The organism is Serratia sp. 2C06 (assembly GCF_050037615.1).
Classification (GTDB): Bacteria; Pseudomonadota; Gammaproteobacteria; order Enterobacterales; family Enterobacteriaceae; genus Serratia; species Serratia ureilytica.
Window position 1 is genome coordinate 1,720,747 of sequence record NZ_CP188299.1, and the last position, 19,037, is coordinate 1,739,783.

The window sequence follows — 19,037 nt, forward strand, 5'->3', positions numbered from 1 at the left end:
GTCGTAAATGCTGGATAAAGAGCAGGTTAACCGCGCCGTGCAGCGCCTGCATCAGGCGGAAAAGAGTCGTGAGCAGATCCGCGCGCTGTCGCTCGATCATCCCGAGATCACCATCGAAGACGCCTACGCCATTCAGCGGCAGTGGGTGGCGCTGAAGATCGCCGAGGGGCGCGCGCTCAAAGGCCACAAGATCGGCCTGACGTCGCGCGCCATGCAGGTCAGCTCACAGATCACCGAACCGGACTACGGCGCGCTGCTGGACGACATGTTCTTCAACGACGGCAGCGACATTCCGATCGATCGCTTCATCGTGCCGCGGGTGGAGGTGGAGCTGGCGTTCGTGCTGGCCAAGCCGCTGCGCGGGCCGAACTGCACGCTGTTCGACGTCTACAACGCCACCGACTACGTCATTCCGGCGCTGGAGATCATCGACGCGCGCAGCCACAACGTCGATCCCGAGACGCAGCGGCCGCGCAAGGTGTTCGACACCATCTCCGACAACGCCGCCAACGCCGGGGTGGTGATGGGTGGGCGGCCGATCAAGCCGGATGCGCTGGATCTGCGTTGGATCTCTGCGCTGCTGTACCGCAACGGCGTGATTGAAGAGTCCGGCGTGGCGGCGGCGGTGCTCAACCACCCGGCCAACGGCGTGGCCTGGCTGGCCAACAAGCTGGCGCCGTATGAGGTGGAGCTGGAAGCGGGGCAGGTGATCCTCGGCGGTTCTTTCACCCGGCCGGTGCCGGCGCGGCGCGGCGATACTTTCCACGTCGATTACGGCCCGATGGGCTGCATCAGCTGCCGCTTCGTCTAATAAGCAGGCTCGGCGAACCGAGCCGCAATAACCGGGCGGGGGCCACGCGCCGCGCCCGCTTGTCAGGGAGAATGCGATGTTAACCAACCACTTCAAGCGAGCGCTGCAGGAAAAACGCCCGCAGATCGGGCTGTGGCTCGGGCTGTGCAGCAGCTACAGCGCCGAACTGTTGGCCGGCGCCGGTTTCGACTGGCTGCTGATCGACGGCGAACATGCGCCCAACAACGTGCAGACAGTGCTGGGGCAGCTGCAGGCGGTCGCCCCTTACCCGAGCCAGCCGGTGGTGCGGCCGCCGTGGAACGATGCGGTGATCATCAAGCAGTTGCTGGACGTCGGCGCGCAAACCTTATTGATCCCGATGATTCAGAACGCCGAACAGGCGCGCGACGCGGTGCGCGCCACGCGCTATCCGCCGCATGGCGTGCGCGGCGTCGGCAGCGCCCTGGCGCGCGCCTCGCGCTGGAACCGAGTGCCCGATTACCTGCAGCAGGCCGACGAGCAGATGTGCGTGCTGGTGCAGATTGAAACCCGCGAGGCGGTGAAAAACCTGGAGGCGATCCTGCAGGTGGAAGGGGTGGACGGCGTGTTTATCGGCCCGGCGGATCTCAGCGCCGACATGGGCTTCGCCGGTAATCCGCAGCATCCGGAGGTGCAGCGCACCATCGATGACGCCATTGCGCGCATCCGCGCTGCCGGCAAGGCGCCGGGCATTTTGATGGCCAACAAGGCGCTGGCGCAGCGCTATCTGGAAGCCGGCGCGCTGTTCGTCGCGGTAGGGGTGGATACCACCCTGCTGGCGCGGGCGGCGGAAGCCCTGGCGAACGAGTTCAAACAGGGCGGGGCGCAAGCGCCTTCATCGGGAGTCTACTGAACCATGAACCACGTCGATTCGCTGCCGCCGGCCAACCCGGCGCAGCAACATAAAGCGTTAACCGCCGCCGAGCAATCGGTGATTAAAAAGTTGTTTCGGCGCCTGATTATTTTCCTGTTCGTGTTGTTTGTTTTCTCTTTCCTCGACCGCATCAACATCGGCTTCGCCGGGCTGACGATGGGCAAGGATCTCGGCCTCAGCTCGACCATGTTCGGGCTGGCGGCGACGCTGTTCTACGCCACCTACGTGATCTTCGGCATTCCGAGCAACATGATGCTGAGCCGGGTCGGCGCGCGGCGCTGGATCGCCACCATCATGGTGCTGTGGGGCATCGCCTCCACCTGCACCATGTTCGCCACCGGGCCGACCAGCCTGTATGTGCTGCGCATGATCGTCGGCATCACCGAGGCCGGCTTCCTGCCGGGCATTCTGGTGTACCTCACCTACTGGTTCCCGGCGTTTTACCGCGCCCGGGCCAACGCCTTGTTCATGATCGCCATGCCGGTGACCATGGCGATCGGTTCGCTGGTCTCCGGCTATATTCTGGCGCTGGACGGGGTGATGAACCTGAAGGGCTGGCAGTGGCTGTTCCTGCTGGAAGGGATCCCGTCGGTGCTGTTGGGCGTGGTGGTGTGGTTCTACCTCGACGACACCCCGGCCAAGGCCAAGTGGCTGACCGACGAGGAAAAAGCCAGCCTGAAGGCGATGATGGAGGCCGACAAGCTGCAGCTGGTGCAACCCAACGGGCCGAGCAGCCACCGCGCGCTGCAGCAGCGCAGCCTGTGGCGCGAGATCTTCACGCCGATCGTGCTGATGTACACGCTGGCCTATTTCTGTCTGACCAACACCCTGAGCGCGATCAACATCTGGACGCCGCAGATCCTGCAGAGCTTCAACCAGGGCAGCAGCAACGTGACGATCGGCATTCTGGCGGCGATCCCGCAGATCTGCACCATCGCCGGCATGGTGTGGTGGAGCAAACGATCCGACAGGCTGCAGGAGCGTAAGCATCACACCGCGCTGCCGTATCTGTTCGCCGCCGCCGGCTGGCTATTGGCTTCCGCCACCGATCACAGCCTGATCCAACTGCTGGGGATCGTGATGGCGTCGGTCGGTTCCTTTACCGCCATGGCGATCTTCTGGACCACGCCGGATCAGTCGATCAGCCTGGAAGCGCGGGCGGTGGGGATCGCCGTGATCAACGCCACCGGCAATATCGGATCGGCGCTCAGCCCGCTGTTGATCGGCTGGTTCAAGGACATGACCGGCAGCTTCAACTCCGGGCTGTATTTCGTCTCGGCGCTGTTGATCGTCGGCGCCGTGCTGGTGTGGCGCATCCCGATGAAGGATTCGCGCCCGAGAGCGACGCCTTGATACGCAGATAGGCAGGATTGCAGGAGGTAATGAGGTGCGGAAAAGTACCGGTTTTATCGCCAACATCGATATTTGCAAAGAGTATGACGCGCGCTACGCCGCCGACGAGGTGCACTACGAAACCTTCGCCGGGCTGGCGGCGTTCTTCGGCCGCGACATGCAGGTGCACTGGCACGACTGCTTCTTCCAGGTGCATTTTCTGGAGACCGGCAAGATAGAGCTGCAGCTCGACGATCAGCACTATTCGGTGCAGGCGCCGCTGTTCATCCTCACGCCGCCGTCGGTGCCGCATGCGTTCTTCACCGAACCGGACAGCGACGGCCACGTGCTGACGGTGCGTCAGGAGCTGATTTGGCCGCTGCTGGAGCGCCTGTATCCCGGCAGCAATCTGGCGCTGGACATGCCGGGCATCTGCCTGTCGCTGGCCGATGCGCCGCAGGAGCTGACGGCGCTCAGCCATTATTGGGCGCTGATCCGCCGCGAGTTCGCGCAGAACCTGGCCGGGCGCGAACAGACGCTGGCGCTGTTGGCGCAGGCGGTGTTCACGTTGCTGCTGCGCAACACCGCGCTGGAAGACAGCGCCAACAGCGGCGTGCGCGGCGAACTGCAGCTGTTTCAACGCTTCAACAAGATGGTGGACGAGCGTTTCCGCGAGCATCTGCCGGTGCCGGAGTATGCGCAGGCGTTGGGCGTGACCGAATCGCGGCTCAACGACCTGTGTCGGCGCTTCGCCAACCGGCCGCCCAAGCGGCTGATCTTCGATCGATTGCTGCGCGAGGCCAAGCGCATGCTGCTGTTCAGCGCCTGCACGGTGCATGAAACCGCCTACAGCCTCGGCTTCAAGGATCCGGCCTATTTCGCCCGTTTTTTCAATCGGCTGGAAGGCTGTTCCCCTTCAACCTACCGCGCGGCGCAACACGCCCTTTCGTAACCGCGATCACAGTTTGCCGCGAAAGCGGCAAACTGACCTGAAAAGTACCGGCGATTGCCGCAAAAGTCTCTTCTCGAAACCGGCTTTGGCAGCTTCAATTAAGCAACCAAAAGAAAACATTATTTTAACAAATGGCCGGCTCCACGGCCTGAAAAATGCCGATTACGAGGAAGACCCGATGAAACCAGAAGACTTTCGTGCCGACAGCAAGCGTCCGTTCACCGGCGCCGAGTACCTGAAAAGTTTGCAGGACAGCCGCGAAATCTACATTTACGGCGAACGCGTAAAAGACGTCACCACCCACCCGGCGTTCCGCAATGCGGCGGCCTCGGTCGGCCAGCTGTACGACGCGCTGCACGATCCGGCCAGCCAGGATCGCCTGTGCTGGAATACCGACACCGGCAACGGCGGTTACACCCACAAGTTCTTCCGCTATGCCCGCAGCCCGGAAGAGATGCGCCAGCAGCGTGACGCCATCGCCGACTGGTCGCGCCAAAGCTACGGCTGGATGGGGCGCACGCCGGATTATAAGGCGGCCTTCGGCTGCGCGCTGGGCGCTTATCCGGAGTTCTACGGCCAGTTCGCCGACAACGCGCGCCACTGGTACAAACGCATTCAGGAAACCGGGCTCTATTTCAACCACGCCATCGTCAACCCGCCGATCGACCGCCACAAGCCGGTCAACGAGGTGAAGGACGTCTACATTCAGGTGGAGAAAGAGACCGACGCCGGCATCATCGTCAGCGGCGCCAAAGTGGTGGCCACCAACTCGGCGTTGACCCACTACAACTTCATCGGCTTCGGTTCGGCGCAGGTGATGGGCGATAACCCGGACTTCGCGCTGATGTTCGTGGCGCCGATGGACGCCGAAGGGGTGAAGCTGATTTCGCGCGCCTCCTACGAGCTGGTGGCCGGCGCCACCGGATCGCCGTTCGACTACCCGCTCACCAGCCGCTTCGACGAGAACGACGCGATCTTGATCATGGATCATGTGCTGATCCCGTGGGAAAACGTGCTGATCTACCGCGATTTCGATCGCTGCCGCCGCTGGAGCACCCAGGGCGGTTTCGCCCGGCTGTTCCCGCTGCAGGCCTGCGTGCGCCTGGCGGTGAAGATGGACTTTATCACCGCGCTGCTGCAAAAGAGCCTCTCGTGTACCGGCGTGCTGGAGTTCCGCGGCGTGCAGGCCGATCTGGGCGAAGTGGTGGCCTGGCGCAACCTGTTCTGGTCGCTGAGCGACGCGATGTGTGCCGAAGCCACGCAATGGGAAAACGGCGCCTACCTGCCGGATTCCGCCGCGCTGCAGACCTACCGCGTGATGGCGCCGATGGCCTACACCAAGGTGAAACACATCATCGAGAAGAACGTCACCAGCGGCCTGATCTACCTGCCGTCCAGCGTGCGCGACATGAACAACCCGGAGATCGACAAGTACCTGGCACGCTACGTGCGTGGATCGGACGGCATGGATCACGTCGAACGCATCAAGATCCTCAAGCTGATGTGGGATGCGATCGGCAGCGAATTCGGCGGCCGTCACGAGCTGTATGAGATCAACTACGCCGGCAGCCAGGATGAGATCCGCCTGCAGTGCCTGCGCCACGCGCAGGGATCCGGCAACATGGATCGCATGATGCAGATGGTCGACAAGTGCCTGGCCGATTACGATCAGCACGGCTGGAAGGTGCCGCACCTGCGGAACAATGACGATATTAATCAGTTGGATAATCTGCTGAAGTAATTCAGGAGGAGGTGGTATGTCTCAGGAAAATGAACAGCGCCTGCGCTTTCGCGACGCCATGGCCAGCCTGTCGGCGGCGGTGAATATCGTCACCACCGACGGCCCGGCGGGGCGCTGCGGCATCACCGCCACGGCGGTGTGCTCGGTAACCGATACGCCGCCGACGCTGCTGGTGTGCATCAACCGCAACAGCGCGATGAACCCGGTGTTTCAGGAAAACCGCAGGCTGTGCGTCAACGTGCTCAACCACGAGCAGGAGCTGATGGCGCGCCACTTCGCCGGCATGACCGGCGTCAGCATGGAAGATCGCTTCCGGCTGGAAGAGTGGCAGCTCGGTGCGCTGGGGCAGCCGGTGCTGCGCAATACCCTGGCCAGCCTGGAAGGGGAGATCGAGCAGATCCAGAGCATCGGCACCCACCAGATGTACCTGGTGCAGATCAAGCAGATCGCGCTGAGCGAAGCCGGCAACGGGCTGATCTACTTCAAGCGCAATTTCCATTCGGTGATCCACCCGATGGCGGTGCCGGCCTGAGGCGTTGGGGCGCAGCAGGCTGCGCCCCGCGTTTCAACTCTTGTTAGCCGCCAGATCGCTCACCAGGCGGTTGACCGGATCGCTCATGTTGGTGAATTTGCTCAGCTCCGAGCGGGTCACCACCACGAACACCCCGACGTTTTTCGCCGGGATCATCGCCATGTAGGTAATGAACCCGCCGCCGCCGCCGGTCTTCTGAATGATGCCCGGCAGCCCGTCCTTCGGCGCCATATACACCCAACCCAACCCCAGCGCATCCGCTTGCCCCGGCACGTCCATGCCCTTCAGCGACACCAGATCGTGACGCTGGAAGTACATGGTTTGCTCGCTGGCGGCGGTGGCTTTGCGCGGACCGCTGGCGCTGGAGGAGAGGAACTGCTGCATCCAGCGCTGCATGTCGCGCGGGGTGGAGTAGACGCCGCCGCTGCCGGCCGCGGCGGTGGTGTCGCGGCAGGCGCTCGGGCCGGCCGCCGCCACCATCAGGCGCGAGCACTGCTCGGGGCTCGGCGTCAGCGTGGTGTCGACCATGCCGAGCGGCGCGGTGATTTTCTCTTTCAGCAGCGCGTTGTAGGGCTTGCCTGCGGCGCGCGACAGCGCGTCGGCCAGCAGGTCATACGCCAGGTTGGAGTAGGCGGCGTGTACGCCCGGCGGCACCGTGACGTTGGCATGCGCCAGCCACTGCCAGCGCTGGGCCTTGGTCGGCCAGGTGAACACCGGCGTTTTCGGCGGCTTCTTGCCCGGCTGCTCGCGCGGCAGCGAGCTGGTGTGCGTCGCCAGGTTCAGCAGGGTGATCGGCTGCCCGGCGTTGTAAGCCGGCACATAGGCGCCTTTGGGGGCGTACTTGCGCAGCGGATCGGTCAGTTTGACCTGGCCTGCCGCCGCCATTTTCACCATCACTTCGCTGGTCATCAGCTTGGTGATCGACGCGATGCGGATCAGCGAATCCGGGCGCGGGCGCAGGTTGTTGCCGGGTTTGGTATCGCCAAAGCTGCGGTTAACCACCTGATTGCCGTCGATCACCACCAGCGCCATGCCGGTGGCGCCGCTGTTGTAGAAAATATGTTCGGCATACTGGTCGACGATTTGCGAAGCCAGCTGCGGGGGCGCGGCCTGCACGGCCAGCGGCGCGGCGCACAGGCCCAGCGCCAGCAATAAAGCGGAGACAGAGTTCTTCAACGGTCGTTATCCATTTAACAATGCAGCGGGGAAAGGGCTCATCCGTCGCCCAGTGTAATGCGCCCGGGCCCCGGCTGCATGTAGAAAAAAGAGCGGTGGCGATAAAATTTTTTCACCGCCGGCGAGCTACTGCGCGCGGGCGAAAATGGCGATCACTTCATCGAGGTGCGCCTTCATCGCCTTGCGGGCGCCGCGCACGTCGCGCGCTTCGATCGCCGCCAGGATCGCCCGGTGTTCCAGTTCGGAACGGTGCGGCATGTCGTCCGGCGTATAGTGGCGTTGCAGCACGCGGAACATGCTGCCGTAACGGTGGCCGAGCAGGTGGCCGATGATGAACGCATAGGCCGGGTTGCCGCTGGCCTGGGCGATGCGGATGTGGAACAGCCGATCGCCGGGGTGGGTGGCGGAACCGGCGCGGTTATCGCGGCAGTTCTGCTCATAGGCGGCGCGGATGCCCGCCAGCTCTTCGTCGGTGGCGTGGCGCGCGGCCAGCGCGGCGGTCTCCGGTTCGATCAACAGGCGGGTTTGCAGCAGTGAAAACGGCGGCAGCTCGGCGTTGAAATCCAGCTCGATATTCAGTTCGTCGTCGATTTCCGCCCACTGGTTGCGGCCGGCCTGGGCCATGACCGGTTCTTGCGACGCCGGCGGCGGCGTTTGCGAACGCACGATCACCCCGTTGCCCACCTTGACGTCCACCAGGCCAATCACTTCCAACGCGATCAGCGCCTCGCGCACCGACGCGCGGCTGACCTGCAACTGCTGGGCAAGATCGCGCTCCGAGGGCAGGCGGCTGCCCGGCGGAAATTCGTTGTTCTCGATAAGACGTTTGAGCTGGTCAGCTATCTGTCTGTAAATCCTTGGGTTTTCCAGTCGGGTAATCGGCATTTTTGACCTTTGACGATTCGGCGTTCAGTGATTTGGCGCACAATTATGCGACAAGGCGCTTGAGTAATCGTTATTCAAGTGTAAAAAAAAGGTTAATCGAAATGCGGTTTCAAGGCTGTTTTTATTAACTTCTTCCCCCAACGATAACGCGTAAAGCGTCTTTTGTCATGTTAGAGGCCTGACCTTTAACCGCCTTTAGTGGCCTGACCATTAGACCTTTAGGCCGAGGAGTCAAGATGGATTTAACCGGGAAACGCGTACTGATCACTGCCGCCGGGCAAGGGATCGGATTCACCACCGCCAGGCTGTTCGCCGCCGCCAGCGCCGACGTGATCGCCAGCGACATCAACCTCGAGCGCCTGCAGGGCTGCGCCGGGATCCGCGCGCTGGCGCTGAACGTCACCGATCCGGCCGCCATTGCGGCGGCGGCGGAAGCGATCGGCCCGATCGACGTGTTGTTCAACTGCGCCGGTGTGGTGCACAGCGGATCGATCCTCGATTGCAGCGAGGATCAGTGGGCGTTCGCGCTCGATCTCAACGTGACCGCAATGTTCCGCATGATCCGCGCCTTCCTGCCGGGCATGTTGGCGCGCGGTAAAGGTTCGATCATCAACATGTCTTCGGTGGCCTCGAGCGTGAAAGGGGTGCCGAACCGCTTCGCCTACGGCGCCAGCAAGGCGGCGGTGATTGGCCTGACGCGCTCGGTGGCGGCGGATTACGTCACCCAGGGCATCCGCTGCAACGCCATTTGCCCCGGCACGGTGGAATCGCCGTCGCTGCGTCAGCGCATCGCCGAGCAGGCGCGCGAGCAGGGGCGTAGCGAGCAAGAGGTGTATCAGGCGTTCGTCGCCCGCCAGCCGATCGGGCGCATCGGCACCACCGAGGAAATTGCCCAGTTGGCGCTGTATCTGGCCTCCGACGCCAGTTCGTACACCACCGGCACGGTGCAGATCATCGACGGCGGCTGGAGCAACTGAGCCGCCATTTTTGAGAGAGGAACGCATGAAACTTTTACGTTATGGGGAACCCGGGCAAGAGCGCCCCGGCATGTTGGATGCGCAGGGCCGCCTGCGCGATCTGTCGCAGCATATCGCCGACGTGGGCGGCGCCGCGTTATCGCCGGCGTCGCTCGCCAAACTGCGCGCGCTGGACAGCGCCGCGTTGCCGCTGGTCGAGGGGCAGCCGCGCCTCGGCGCCTGCGTCGGCGGCATCGGCAAGTTCATCTGCATCGGCCTGAACTACGCCGATCACGCGGCGGAAACCGGCGCGGCCATTCCTGAAGAACCGGTGGTGTTCAACAAATGGACCAGCGCGGTGGTCGGCCCCTACGACCGGGTGGAGATCCCGCGCGGCTCGCAGAAAACAGATTGGGAAGTGGAGTTGGGCGTGGTGATCGGCCTGGGCGGGCGCTACATCAGCGAAGCGGACGCGATGCGCCACGTCGCCGGTTATTGCGTGATCAACGACGTCTCCGAACGCGAATATCAAATTGAGCGCGGCGGCACCTGGGACAAGGGCAAAGGCTGCGACACCTTCGGGCCGATCGGCCCCTGGCTGGTGACCGCCGACGAAATCGCCGATCCGCACAGCCTGAACCTGTGGCTGGAGGTGGACGGCAAGCGCTATCAGGACGGCAACACCAGCACCATGATCTTCCGCATTCCGCAAATCGTCAGCTACCTCAGCCGCTTTATGAGCCTGCAGCCGGGCGACGTGATCTCCACCGGTACGCCGCCGGGCGTCGGCATGGGGCAGAAACCGCAGCCCGTCTATCTGCGGGCGGGCCAGACGATGCGTCTGGGCATCGAAGGGCTGGGCGAACAGCGCCAGCAAACCGTACAGGCTTAACCGGGAGCGCCGCCATGACCACCATTACCGCACTGCGGGTTGAAGACATTCGTTTCCCCACCTCGTTGGGGCTGGACGGATCCGACGCCATGAATCCGGATCCCGACTATTCCGCCGCCTACGTGATCCTGGAGACCGATCGCGCGGATCTCAGCGGCCACGGGCTGACGTTCACCATCGGCCGCGGCAACGAGATCTGTTGTGCGGCGATCCGCGCGCTGGAACATCAGATCGTCGGTGAGCAACTGGAGACGATCGCCGCCGACATGGGCGCCTTCTGGCGGCGCTTCACCAGCGACAGCCAGCTGCGCTGGATTGGGCCGGACAAGGGCGCCATTCACCTGGCGACCGGCGCGGTGGTCAATGCGGTGTGGGATCTGTGGGCCAAATCGGTCGGCAAGCCGGTGTGGCGGCTGGTGGCGGAGATGACGCCGGAGGAACTGGTGCGCTGCATCGACTTCCGTTACATCACCGACTGCATCACGCCGCAGGAAGCGCTGGCGCTGCTGAAACAGCGGGCCGAGGGCAAAGAACGGCGCCTGGAGCGGCTGCTGCAGGAAGGGTACCCCTGTTACACCACCTCCGCCGGCTGGCTGGGTTACCCGGATGACAAGCTGCGCCGCCTGTGCCAGGAAGCGGTCGACGCCGGTTTCTCCTACCTGAAGCTGAAGGTCGGGCGCGATCTGGAAGACGACATTCGCCGGGTGCGCATCGCCCGTGAGGTGATCGGCCCGGATCGCCGGCTGATGATCGACGCCAACCAGGTGTGGGAGGTGGGCGAGGCCATTCCGTGGGTGAAACATCTGGCGTTCGCCAACCCCTGGTTTATCGAAGAACCGACCAGCCCGGATGACGTGGAGGGGCATCGCCGCATCCGCGAAGGGGTGGCGCCGGTCAAGGTGGCCACCGGTGAGATGTGCCAGAACCGCATCATGTTCAAGCAGTTCATCATGCGCGGCGCGGTGGACGTGGTGCAGATCGACGCCTGCCGCCTCGGCGGCGTCAACGAAGTGCTGGCGGTGATGCTGATGGCGGCCAAATACCAGCTGCCGGTCTGCCCGCACGCTGGCGGCGTCGGGCTGTGCGAATACGTGCAGCACCTGTCGATGATCGACTACCTGTGCATCGCCGGCACCCACGAAGGCCGGGTGATCGAGTACGTCGATCATTTGCATGAACACTTTGTCGATCCCTGTGTGATCAAGGGCGCGGCCTACATGCCGCCGAGCCGTCCCGGTTACTCGATCGAGATGCATCCGTCGTCGATCGAGCAGTATCGGTTCCGCGGGTGAGGCGGGAGGATCGCATGCCGCGCATCGACGCTCACCAGCACTACTGGCGCTACCACCCGCAGCACTACCCGTGGATCGACGAGCGGATGCGCGTGCTGCGACAGGATTTCGATCCGCCCCGGCTGCGGCCGCTGTTGCAGGAACACGGCTTCGACGGCGCGCTGGCGGTGCAGGCGCGCCCCAGCGAGGACGAGACGCTGGCCCTGCTGGCGCTGGCTGAGCAGAGCGAGGGCGTATGCGGCGTGGTGGGCTGGTTGGATATCACCGCGCCACAGCTGGCGCAGCGTCTGGAGGCCTGGCGACCTTACAGCGCGCTGCGCGGGGTGCGCCATCAGGTGCAGGACGAAGCGGATCCGGCGGCCTGGCTGGCGCGGCCCGAGGTGGAACGCGGCATGCAAATGCTGCAGCGTGCCGGGTATGTGTACGAGATCCTGGTGACGCACCGGGATCTGGCGGCCGCGGCGGCGTTTGCCGGCCGCCACGACCAACACTGGCTGGTGCTGGATCACTTCGGCAAGCCGGACATCGCGCGCGGCGCGCGGCACTGGGCGCAGCAAATCCGGCCGTTGGCGGCGCTGCCGCACGTGGCCTGCAAGCTCTCGGGGCTGAGCACCGAGGCGCCGGGTGGCCGGTGGCGGGCGGAAGAACTGCTGCCGTTCTTCGACGCCGCGCTGGAGGCGTTCGGCCCGCAGCGGCTGATGTTCGGCTCCGACTGGCCGGTGTGCCTGCTGGCCGGCGACTACCGCCAGGTGGTGCAACTGTGTGAACGGGCGCTGTCGACGCTGGGGGCCGCCGAGCAGGCGGCGATTTGGGGCGACACCGCACGGCGAATTTACGGGTTAACGGAGTCTGGTTATGGATCTGTATCTGCAAGATAAGGTGGTGCTGGTCACCGGCGGCGGTGCCGGCATCGGCGCGGCGATTGCTCATGTGCTGGCCGAAGAGGGGGCGATCCCGGTGCTGGTCACCAACGCCGCGCCGGAGGCGGCGCTGCTGGCCGATTTGCAGCGGCTGCAGCCGCGCACCGGGGTGATCCTCACCGAATTGTGCGACGAGGCGGCCTGCCGCCGGGCGGTCAGCCAGACGCTGGCGACCTTCGGCCGCATTGACGGGCTGGTGAACAACGCCGGGGTCAACGACGGCGTCGGGCTAGAGGCGGGGCGCGAAGCGTTCGTCGGCTCGCTGGAAAAGAACCTGGTGCACTACTACCTGATGGCGCACCTGTGCCAGGCGGCGCTGCGGGAGAGCCGGGGCGTCATCGTCAACATCGCCTCCAAGACTGCGCTCAGCGGCCAGGGCGGCACCAGCGGCTACACCGCCGCCAAGGGCGCGGTGCTGGCGCTGACGCGCGAATGGGCGGTGTCGCTGCGCCATGATGGGGTGCGGGTGAACGCGGTGGTGCCGGCGGAGGTGATCACCCCGCAGTACCAGCGCTGGCTCAACACCTTCGCCGACCCGCAGCGGCAGATGGAGAAGATCACCGCGCGCATTCCGCTCGGGCAGCGCATGACCACGCCGCAGGAGATCGCCGATACCGTGGCGTTTCTGCTGTCGTCGCGGTCATCACACACCACCGGACAGTGGCTGTCGGTGGACGGCGGCTACCTGCATCTCGATCGGGCGCTGACGTGAGCAGCGCGGCGGCAGGGCGGCGCCGTTTCTGCCAGGCGCTCGATCTGATTGACTCACCGGCGCTGATTGCGGAGTACCAGCAGCATCATCAGCGCATTTGGCCGGGCATCGCCGCGCATTTGCGCGAGCACGGCATTCTGGACATGGAGATTTACCGGTTGGGCACCCGGCTGTTCATGATCGTGGAGGTCAGCGCCGATTTCGACGCCGCGCGTTTTGACGCCGCCAGCCTGAACAACCCCGAAGTACAGCGATGGGAAGCGCTGATGTGGCACTACCAGGCCGCCACCCCCTGGACGCCGCAGGGCGAAAAATGGGTGGAAATGGCGCGGATTTTCTCTCTGCAACAGCAATAACGCCAACATCATCATCGCCAGACGATACGAGGGTATCACCATGCTTGCTGATAAAAGTGCGGCCTCCGCGCAGCCGGGCGTCCCCGTGACCGCCAATCTGCGCTGGGCCTTTATCCTGGTCACCAGCCTGTTCTTCATGTGGGGGCTGTCCTATGGCCTGCTGGACGTATTGAACAAACATTTTCAGGAGACGCTGCACGTCACCAAGGCGCAGTCGGGGCTGCTGCAGGCGGCGTACTTCGGCGCCTATTTCCTGGTGGCGCTGCCCGCCGGGTACTTTATGGATCGCAAGGGCTATAAGGCGGGCATTCTGGTCGGGCTGTGCCTGTACGCACTGGGCGCGCTGCTGTTCGTGCCGGCGGCGTCGGCCAACAGCTTCGGCGTCTTCCTGTTCGCGCTGTTCGTCATCGCCAGCGGCCTGGGCTGCCTGGAAACGGCGGCCAACCCGTACGCCACGGTGCTGGGCGACGCGCAGGGCGCCGAACGGCGGCTCAACCTGGCGCAGTCGTTCAACGGCCTCGGGCAGTTTATCGGCCCGCTGATCGGCGGCACGCTGTTCTTCTCCGCCGGCCAGTCCGTCGGCGGCGGCGATCAGAGCGCGGTGAAGATGACCTATGTGGCGATCGCCGCGCTGGTGCTGCTGATCGCGTTGTTGTTCAGCCGCACCCGGCTGCCGGCGATCCGCGAAGAGGAAAAACCGGTGCACGGCGTGATAGCGCAGGGGTTGTGGCAGCATCCGCATTTCGTCGGCGGGGTCATCACGCAGTTTTTCTACGTGGCGGCGCAGGTGGGCGTGGGGGCGTTCTTCATCAACTACGCCACCGAGCACTGGCGCGAGGTGTCTAACCAGAGCGCCTCTTACCTGCTGTCGATCGCCATGATCTGCTTTATGGTCGGACGTTTCTTCAGCACCTGGCTGATGGGACGGGTCAAACCGGCGACGCTGCTGGCGGTCTATGCGCTGATCAACATCGCGCTGTGCGGCGTGGTAATGCTGAGCGTAGACGGCGTATCGGTGGTGGCGCTGATCGCGGTGTTCTTCTTTATGTCGATCATGTTCCCGACCATTTTCGCCCTGGGGGTGAAAAATCTGGGCAAGCACACCAAGCGCGCCAGCTCGTTCATGATCATGGCGATCGTCGGCGGCGCCATCATGCCTTACTTTATGGGGGCGCTGGCCGACCGTTACAGCACCGCGCTCTCTTATCTGCTGCCGCTGCTGTGCTTCGCGGTGGTGTTGGTTTACGGCCTGCGGCAGCGCCGCGCCTGATTCACCCCGGCGGCGAATCGGCTTTCGCCGCCGCTTTCGGCATCTGCCGCCGGGTCCCCATCAGGATGGCCAACGCCAGCAGCAGCACCAGGCCGGACAGCGCGCCGTTTATCGTCAGGCCGCCGGCATCCACCACCAGCCCGCCCACCAGCGAACCGCAGGAAATCGCCAGGTTAAACAGCGCGATATACAGTGAAGAGGCGACCTCGGCCGCATCGGGCGCCGCCTTGAGCATCCACGCCATCAGCGCAACGGAAACGCCGCCGTAGGCGATGCCCCACAGCAGCAGGAAGGCGCCGCCGCTCAGCGGCGTGTGGCCCAGCAGCGGCAGCAGCAGGACGGCGAGCGCCAGCCCGAGGGCGATCAGCGCCAGGGTGCGGCGCAGTCGTTTGGCGGCGGCCTGGCCGGCGATAAAATTCCCGACGAGGCCGGCGATGCCGTAGGCGAACAGCAGCGGCCCCACCCAGCGGCTCTCGATGCCGGAGACCGTCTGCAGCAGCGGACGGACAAAGGTGTAAGCCATAAAGTGACCGGCGACCAGCAGAAACGTCAGCAGCAGCCCGGTCAGCAGCCGGCGATTCGCGCGTTGCGCGGTGAACGACCGCCAGCCGATCGCCTGCGTGACCGGCAGCGGCGGCAGCACGCACACCAGCAGGAGCAGGGTCAGCGCCGCCAGAACGGCGACCGCCAGAAATGCCATGCGCCAGCCCAGCGCTTCGCCGAGGAATACCCCGAGCGGCACGCCGAACACCGAGGCCGCCGCTACGCCGCCGAAGATGATGGACAGCGCCAATCCGACGGAGGCCGGCGGCACCAGGCGTTCCGCCAGCCCGCCGGCGATGGCCCAGATACCGCCGATGCAAAAGCCCAGCAGAATGCGCGCAGCGAACAGCAGCGCCAGGGAGGTGGCGGCGGCGGCCAGCAGGTTAGCGGCGATCAGCAGCAGCAGAAAGCCCGCCAGCAGGTTGCGGCGGTCCGTGCGCCGGGCGCCCAGCACCACCAGCGGGGCGAACAGCGCGGCGAACAGGGCCGGCAGGGAAATCAGCAGCCCGGCGCGGCCGATCGATGCGTTCAGGGTGCTGACGATCGGGGTCAGCAGCCCGACGGGCAACATTTCTGCGGTGACGACGGTAAAGGTGGACAGGCCGATGGCAAAGGTCGCCAGCCACGCTTTTGCGCCGCCGTCGGCGTGTAAGGCACTCATAATGACTCTCCCAACAGATGACGAACCTCAGTGTATCCGCGCCAAAATGGCTGATAAACTGGCCTGAATGCGCAACATTGGGGACAAAGCGTGGCTAATTTACCGTCTATGCCGTTGGATAACCTGACCGACCTGCTGGTATTCATTCGCGTCGCCGACGCCTGCAGCTTCACGCTGGCGGCCGAGAGACTGGGCATCTCCCGATCGGCGGCGGGCAAATACGTGAACCGATTGGAGGCGCGATTGGCGACCCGGCTGCTGCAACGCACCACGCGCAGCGTCAGCCTGACCGAAGACGGCGCGGTGTTTTACGAATATGCGCAGCGCATCCTGTCGCAGGCCGAAGAGGCGGAAACGGCGCTCAATACGCGGCGGCAAACCCCGCGCGGGCGGCTGCGGCTGGATGTGCCGGTCTCGTTGGGGCGGTTGCATATTTTGCCGATTCTGCGGGAATTTTTGGCGCAGTGGCCGGAGGTGGACGCCGACGTCAGCTTCTCCGACGATTACAGCGATTTGGTGCGCGACGGTATCGACGTGGCGATCCGCGTCGGCGGCAGCGACGACAGTCGGCTGGTGCGGCGGGTGCTCGCGCCGCACCGCCTGATCACCTGCGCGGCGCCGGACTATCTGGCGCGCTACGGCACGCCTGCGACACCGGAGGCGCTGGGCGATCACGAGACGCTGGTCTTCAGCCACCAGGGATTGCCGGCGCCCTGGCGCTATCGGATTAACGGCCAACTGCACGAACAGCCGGTGCGCGGCCGGATGCGTTTCAACAACGTCGAGGCATTGCGGGATGCGGCCGTCGCCGGGGCCGGTCTGTGTCAGGTAGGGGCGTTTCTGGTCGGTGAACAGATGGCGGCCGGCACGCTGGTGCCGGTGCTGGAACGCTATTGTCGCCCGGGGCCGCCGATCTGCGCCGTCTATCCCAGCCGACGCCATCTCTCCCCCAAAGTGAAACTGTTTCTGGCGGCGATCGAACGGCGCTGGCAGGGCAAGGCGATTTGGGAAACCGTTTAGCGTGTCAATTCCTGCGGTTGCAGCAGGGCGGGCTCGACGTTTTGCGCCAGCTGAATATTGTTGCGGCCGCTGTGCTTCGCCAGATAGAGCGCGGCGTCGGCTGCGCCTATCGCCGATTCGATGTCCAGTTTTTCCAGCGCGGAGATGCCGGCGCTGAGCGTCAGCGTGCCGCTGTGCTGCGGACTGGCGCCGTGCGGGATGTTCAGCTCCGCCACCCGCTGGCGCACCCGTTCGGCCAGTTGCGCCGCGTAGCCTTCGTGCACGTTGGTCAGCAGCACCAAAAATTCTTCCCCGCCGTAACGCACCACGATGTCGCGCGAACGCACCGCATCGCGGATGGCGACCGCCACCTGCACCAACGCCCGATCGCCCATGGCATGGCCGTAGCTGTCGTTGTAGACCTTGAAGTGGTCGATATCCAGCAACAGCACGTAATGATGGCCGGTTTGCGGTTCCAGCAGCATCGTGATCTTATTCTCCAGCCCGCGCCGGTTATAAAGGCCGGTCAGAGGATCGATCATGCTCAAATTATTGAATTTATCGCGCTCGTTATACAGGTTGGCCACCAGCGCGTGAGTAAAGATTTCACTGCGTTTCAACATCAGGTGGTGGATGGAGAAAGCGATAATAGGTAATAGCGTGGTGAATAATATCCGCAGGGTATTATGCATGCCGTCTAAAGCCAGGATCACCATTGCGGAAGGCACGGCGTGTAAACAAAAGGCGGTAAAGTTGTCCGTCAGGGAAATAGCGCTGATAAAAAAGATGCTAAACAAACTAATTAATAAAAAATCTTGGTTATTCGGTAGGCAATATTGACTTTTAACGTAAATATGTGCGGCCCAGAGCAGGCCGAGCACGCCGGCGAACAGGTTGAGTTTGCACAAGTATTTGCGTGGCGTTTGCAGGGAAAATAGCGCCGCTACCAGACAAAATAGCGGTATACATAATAAAGGTAGGGTAAATGCGGGCGTATCCCTAAAAGGGAACAATAATGTAAATACGGAAGAGGCGGCATTCATTATCAGAAAAAGAAATAATGCCAGGCGCTGCTTGCTGTTCAGTAATTCCTGATAAGAACGGGCGTTCATACGGAGGTCACTCTTTGCAAAGTCGTTCTGTCGAATAATTAAGGTTGAGAAGCATTCCTTTGGCGCGAATATCCACTTGAATTGCATGGTTGAGGATTGTGATTATTATCATGCAAACAGGACTAGGAATTTTCTTATGTCAAATTATCATTTTTTCATGCTGGTGTCATCTGGGTTTGGTCAGCGCAGTGAAAATGATGCGGCGGCCAAAAAAGTGTTATATGATATTGGTTATCATTATCACTTAAAGGGGGTTGTCATGCTCACCGCCATGATTGCCGCGTGCGGGCTGTGGGGCGTCAGTTGGTGCCTCGGGGATCGCCTGGCCAGCGCCTGGGGCGTTTTGCTGCCTTGTGCGCTGATGCCGCTGCTGGCCTTGATCGACCTGGATATGGTGCAGTTGCGCACCCTGATCGTGATAGCGATGTTGGCCACGCTGGTCATGTTGTTCAACAGCCGGCTGCGCCACTATCTGCTGCTGCCTTCCTGTATGGCGCTGGCGGGCGGCCTGGCGGCTGTCAGCCTGAACTTCAGCTTCGGGTGAAACGCCGGAAACGGCAAAATCACGCTTTTGCGTGTGATTCATCAATGCGTTGGGATTTTTTCGAGGATACTGCCGGGGAGATCATCAATTGGTGCGAAGAGAGGGACTTGAACCCTCACGTCCGTAAGGACACTAACACCTGAAGCTAGCGCGTCTACCAATTCCGCCACCTTCGCACAGTCGATGTTGTTGCTTTGATTTATATTACGTCGCCAGCGTGGTGCGAAGAGAGGGACTTGAACCCTCACGTCCGTAAGAACACTAACACCTGAAGCTAGCGCGTCTACCAATTCCGCCACCTTCGCATCGATGCTGAGTGCAATATAAATCATGTGGTTATTTGGTGCGAAGAGAGGGACTTGAACCCTCACGTCCGTAAGGACACTAACACCTGAAGCTAGCGCGTCTACCAATTCCGCCACCTTCGCGTACCAGAAACATTACCGGAGTAACGTTACC

General features: G+C 63.2%; 19 protein-coding genes and 3 tRNA genes. 15 read left to right on the plus strand and 7 right to left on the minus strand.

Features of this window, described 5'->3' with window-relative positions; genetic code table 11:
• The first annotated feature begins 7 nt into the window (after positions 1-7).
• From hpaH to hpaC, 6 genes are all read left to right on the plus strand, one after another.
• On the plus strand, positions 8-811 hold the full coding sequence (gene hpaH / locus ACP3TA_RS08535; RefSeq protein WP_033641768.1) for a 2-oxo-hept-4-ene-1,7-dioate hydratase: 804 nt from the start codon (positions 8-10) through the stop codon (positions 809-811).
• A 76-nt stretch (positions 812-887) separates the two neighbouring features.
• Positions 888-1,682: a 4-hydroxy-2-oxoheptanedioate aldolase gene (gene hpaI / locus ACP3TA_RS08540; protein WP_033641769.1), complete on the plus strand. Its 795-nt coding sequence runs from the start codon at positions 888-890 to the stop codon at positions 1,680-1,682.
• A 3-nt stretch (positions 1,683-1,685) separates the two neighbouring features.
• Complete coding sequence (gene hpaX, locus ACP3TA_RS08545; protein WP_021505400.1) at positions 1,686-3,056, plus strand: 4-hydroxyphenylacetate permease; 1,371 nt, start codon at positions 1,686-1,688, stop codon at positions 3,054-3,056.
• A gap of 34 nt (positions 3,057-3,090) precedes the next feature.
• Positions 3,091-3,987, plus strand: a complete 897-nt coding sequence (gene hpaA / locus ACP3TA_RS08550; protein ID WP_004933161.1) for a 4-hydroxyphenylacetate catabolism regulatory protein HpaA — start codon at positions 3,091-3,093, stop codon at positions 3,985-3,987.
• A gap of 178 nt (positions 3,988-4,165) precedes the next feature.
• Entirely contained in the window at positions 4,166-5,728 is a 1,563-nt protein-coding gene (gene hpaB / locus ACP3TA_RS08555) for a 4-hydroxyphenylacetate 3-monooxygenase, oxygenase component (protein WP_004933158.1), read from the plus strand.
• Between the two features lie 16 nt (positions 5,729-5,744).
• Positions 5,745-6,260, plus strand: a complete 516-nt coding sequence (gene hpaC / locus ACP3TA_RS08560; RefSeq protein WP_033636989.1) for a 4-hydroxyphenylacetate 3-monooxygenase, reductase component — start codon at positions 5,745-5,747, stop codon at positions 6,258-6,260.
• 33 nt (positions 6,261-6,293) lie between these two features.
• Here the strand turns inward: hpaC and ampH are convergent, their stop codons facing one another.
• Entirely contained in the window at positions 6,294-7,436 is a 1,143-nt protein-coding gene (gene ampH, locus ACP3TA_RS08565; protein WP_060659979.1) for a D-alanyl-D-alanine-carboxypeptidase/endopeptidase AmpH, read from the minus strand.
• 126 nt (positions 7,437-7,562) lie between these two features.
• Positions 7,563-8,321, minus strand: a complete 759-nt coding sequence (locus ACP3TA_RS08570) for a FadR/GntR family transcriptional regulator (RefSeq protein ID WP_033641770.1) — start codon at positions 8,319-8,321, stop codon at positions 7,563-7,565.
• Positions 8,322-8,557: 236 nt separating this feature from the next.
• Between ACP3TA_RS08570 and ACP3TA_RS08575 the strand changes: the two genes are divergently transcribed.
• The 7 genes from ACP3TA_RS08575 to fucP are packed head-to-tail and all read left to right on the plus strand — an operon-like array spanning position 8,558 to position 14,719.
• On the plus strand, positions 8,558-9,298 hold the full coding sequence (locus ACP3TA_RS08575; protein ID WP_060659978.1) for an SDR family oxidoreductase: 741 nt from the start codon (positions 8,558-8,560) through the stop codon (positions 9,296-9,298).
• Between the two features lie 25 nt (positions 9,299-9,323).
• Positions 9,324-10,169 (plus strand): fumarylacetoacetate hydrolase family protein, encoded by an 846-nt coding sequence (locus ACP3TA_RS08580; protein ID WP_042783645.1) that lies wholly within the window; start codon positions 9,324-9,326, stop codon positions 10,167-10,169.
• 14 nt (positions 10,170-10,183) lie between these two features.
• Entirely contained in the window at positions 10,184-11,461 is a 1,278-nt protein-coding gene (locus tag ACP3TA_RS08585; protein ID WP_033641773.1) for an L-fuconate dehydratase, read from the plus strand.
• Between the two features lie 14 nt (positions 11,462-11,475).
• Positions 11,476-12,339, plus strand: coding sequence for an amidohydrolase family protein (locus ACP3TA_RS08590; RefSeq protein WP_060659977.1), 864 nt, complete (start codon positions 11,476-11,478; stop codon positions 12,337-12,339).
• Complete coding sequence (locus ACP3TA_RS08595) at positions 12,317-13,093, plus strand: SDR family oxidoreductase (RefSeq protein ID WP_046688200.1); 777 nt, start codon at positions 12,317-12,319, stop codon at positions 13,091-13,093. Before ACP3TA_RS08590 ends, ACP3TA_RS08595 begins: the two co-directional genes overlap by 23 nt.
• Entirely contained in the window at positions 13,090-13,449 is a 360-nt protein-coding gene (locus ACP3TA_RS08600; protein ID WP_049272375.1) for an L-rhamnose mutarotase, read from the plus strand. The genes ACP3TA_RS08595 and ACP3TA_RS08600 overlap by 4 nt, the downstream gene beginning before the upstream one ends.
• Before the next feature lie 40 nt (positions 13,450-13,489).
• A complete protein-coding gene (gene fucP, locus ACP3TA_RS08605) occupies positions 13,490-14,719 on the plus strand; it encodes an L-fucose:H+ symporter permease (protein WP_060659976.1) in 1,230 nt (409 codons plus the stop codon).
• A gap of 1 nt (position 14,720) precedes the next feature.
• On the opposite strand, the gene ACP3TA_RS08610 is transcribed toward fucP, so the two are convergent.
• Positions 14,721-15,923: an MFS transporter gene (locus tag ACP3TA_RS08610; RefSeq protein ID WP_206196066.1), complete on the minus strand. Its 1,203-nt coding sequence runs from the start codon at positions 15,921-15,923 to the stop codon at positions 14,721-14,723.
• Positions 15,924-16,031: 108 nt separating this feature from the next.
• Here ACP3TA_RS08610 and ACP3TA_RS08615 point away from each other — a divergent pair, with 108 nt between their 5' ends.
• Positions 16,032-16,943 carry a LysR family transcriptional regulator gene (locus ACP3TA_RS08615; protein ID WP_206196074.1) on the plus strand — a complete coding sequence of 304 codons (912 nt, stop codon included), beginning with the start codon at positions 16,032-16,034 and terminating at the stop codon, positions 16,941-16,943.
• Here the strand turns inward: ACP3TA_RS08615 and ACP3TA_RS08620 are convergent.
• On the minus strand, positions 16,940-18,034 hold the full coding sequence (locus ACP3TA_RS08620; RefSeq protein ID WP_089192555.1) for a GGDEF domain-containing protein: 1,095 nt from the start codon (positions 18,032-18,034) through the stop codon (positions 16,940-16,942). The two genes, ACP3TA_RS08615 and ACP3TA_RS08620, sit on opposite strands and share 4 nt — an antisense overlap.
• 259 nt (positions 18,035-18,293) lie before the next feature.
• Here ACP3TA_RS08620 and ACP3TA_RS08625 point away from each other — a divergent pair, with 259 nt between their 5' ends.
• Positions 18,294-18,578, plus strand: coding sequence for a DUF1435 domain-containing protein (locus ACP3TA_RS08625; protein ID WP_033641783.1), 285 nt, complete (start codon positions 18,294-18,296; stop codon positions 18,576-18,578).
• Between the two features lie 89 nt (positions 18,579-18,667).
• On the opposite strand, the gene ACP3TA_RS08630 is transcribed toward ACP3TA_RS08625, so the two are convergent.
• The 3 genes from ACP3TA_RS08630 to ACP3TA_RS08640 form a co-directional block, all read right to left on the minus strand.
• Positions 18,668-18,754: transfer RNA gene (locus ACP3TA_RS08630), tRNA-Leu, on the minus strand.
• A gap of 42 nt (positions 18,755-18,796) precedes the next feature.
• A tRNA-Leu gene (locus tag ACP3TA_RS08635) sits at positions 18,797-18,883 on the minus strand.
• Between the two features lie 36 nt (positions 18,884-18,919).
• Positions 18,920-19,006, minus strand: a tRNA-Leu gene (locus ACP3TA_RS08640).
• Positions 19,007-19,037 lie beyond the last annotated feature (31 nt).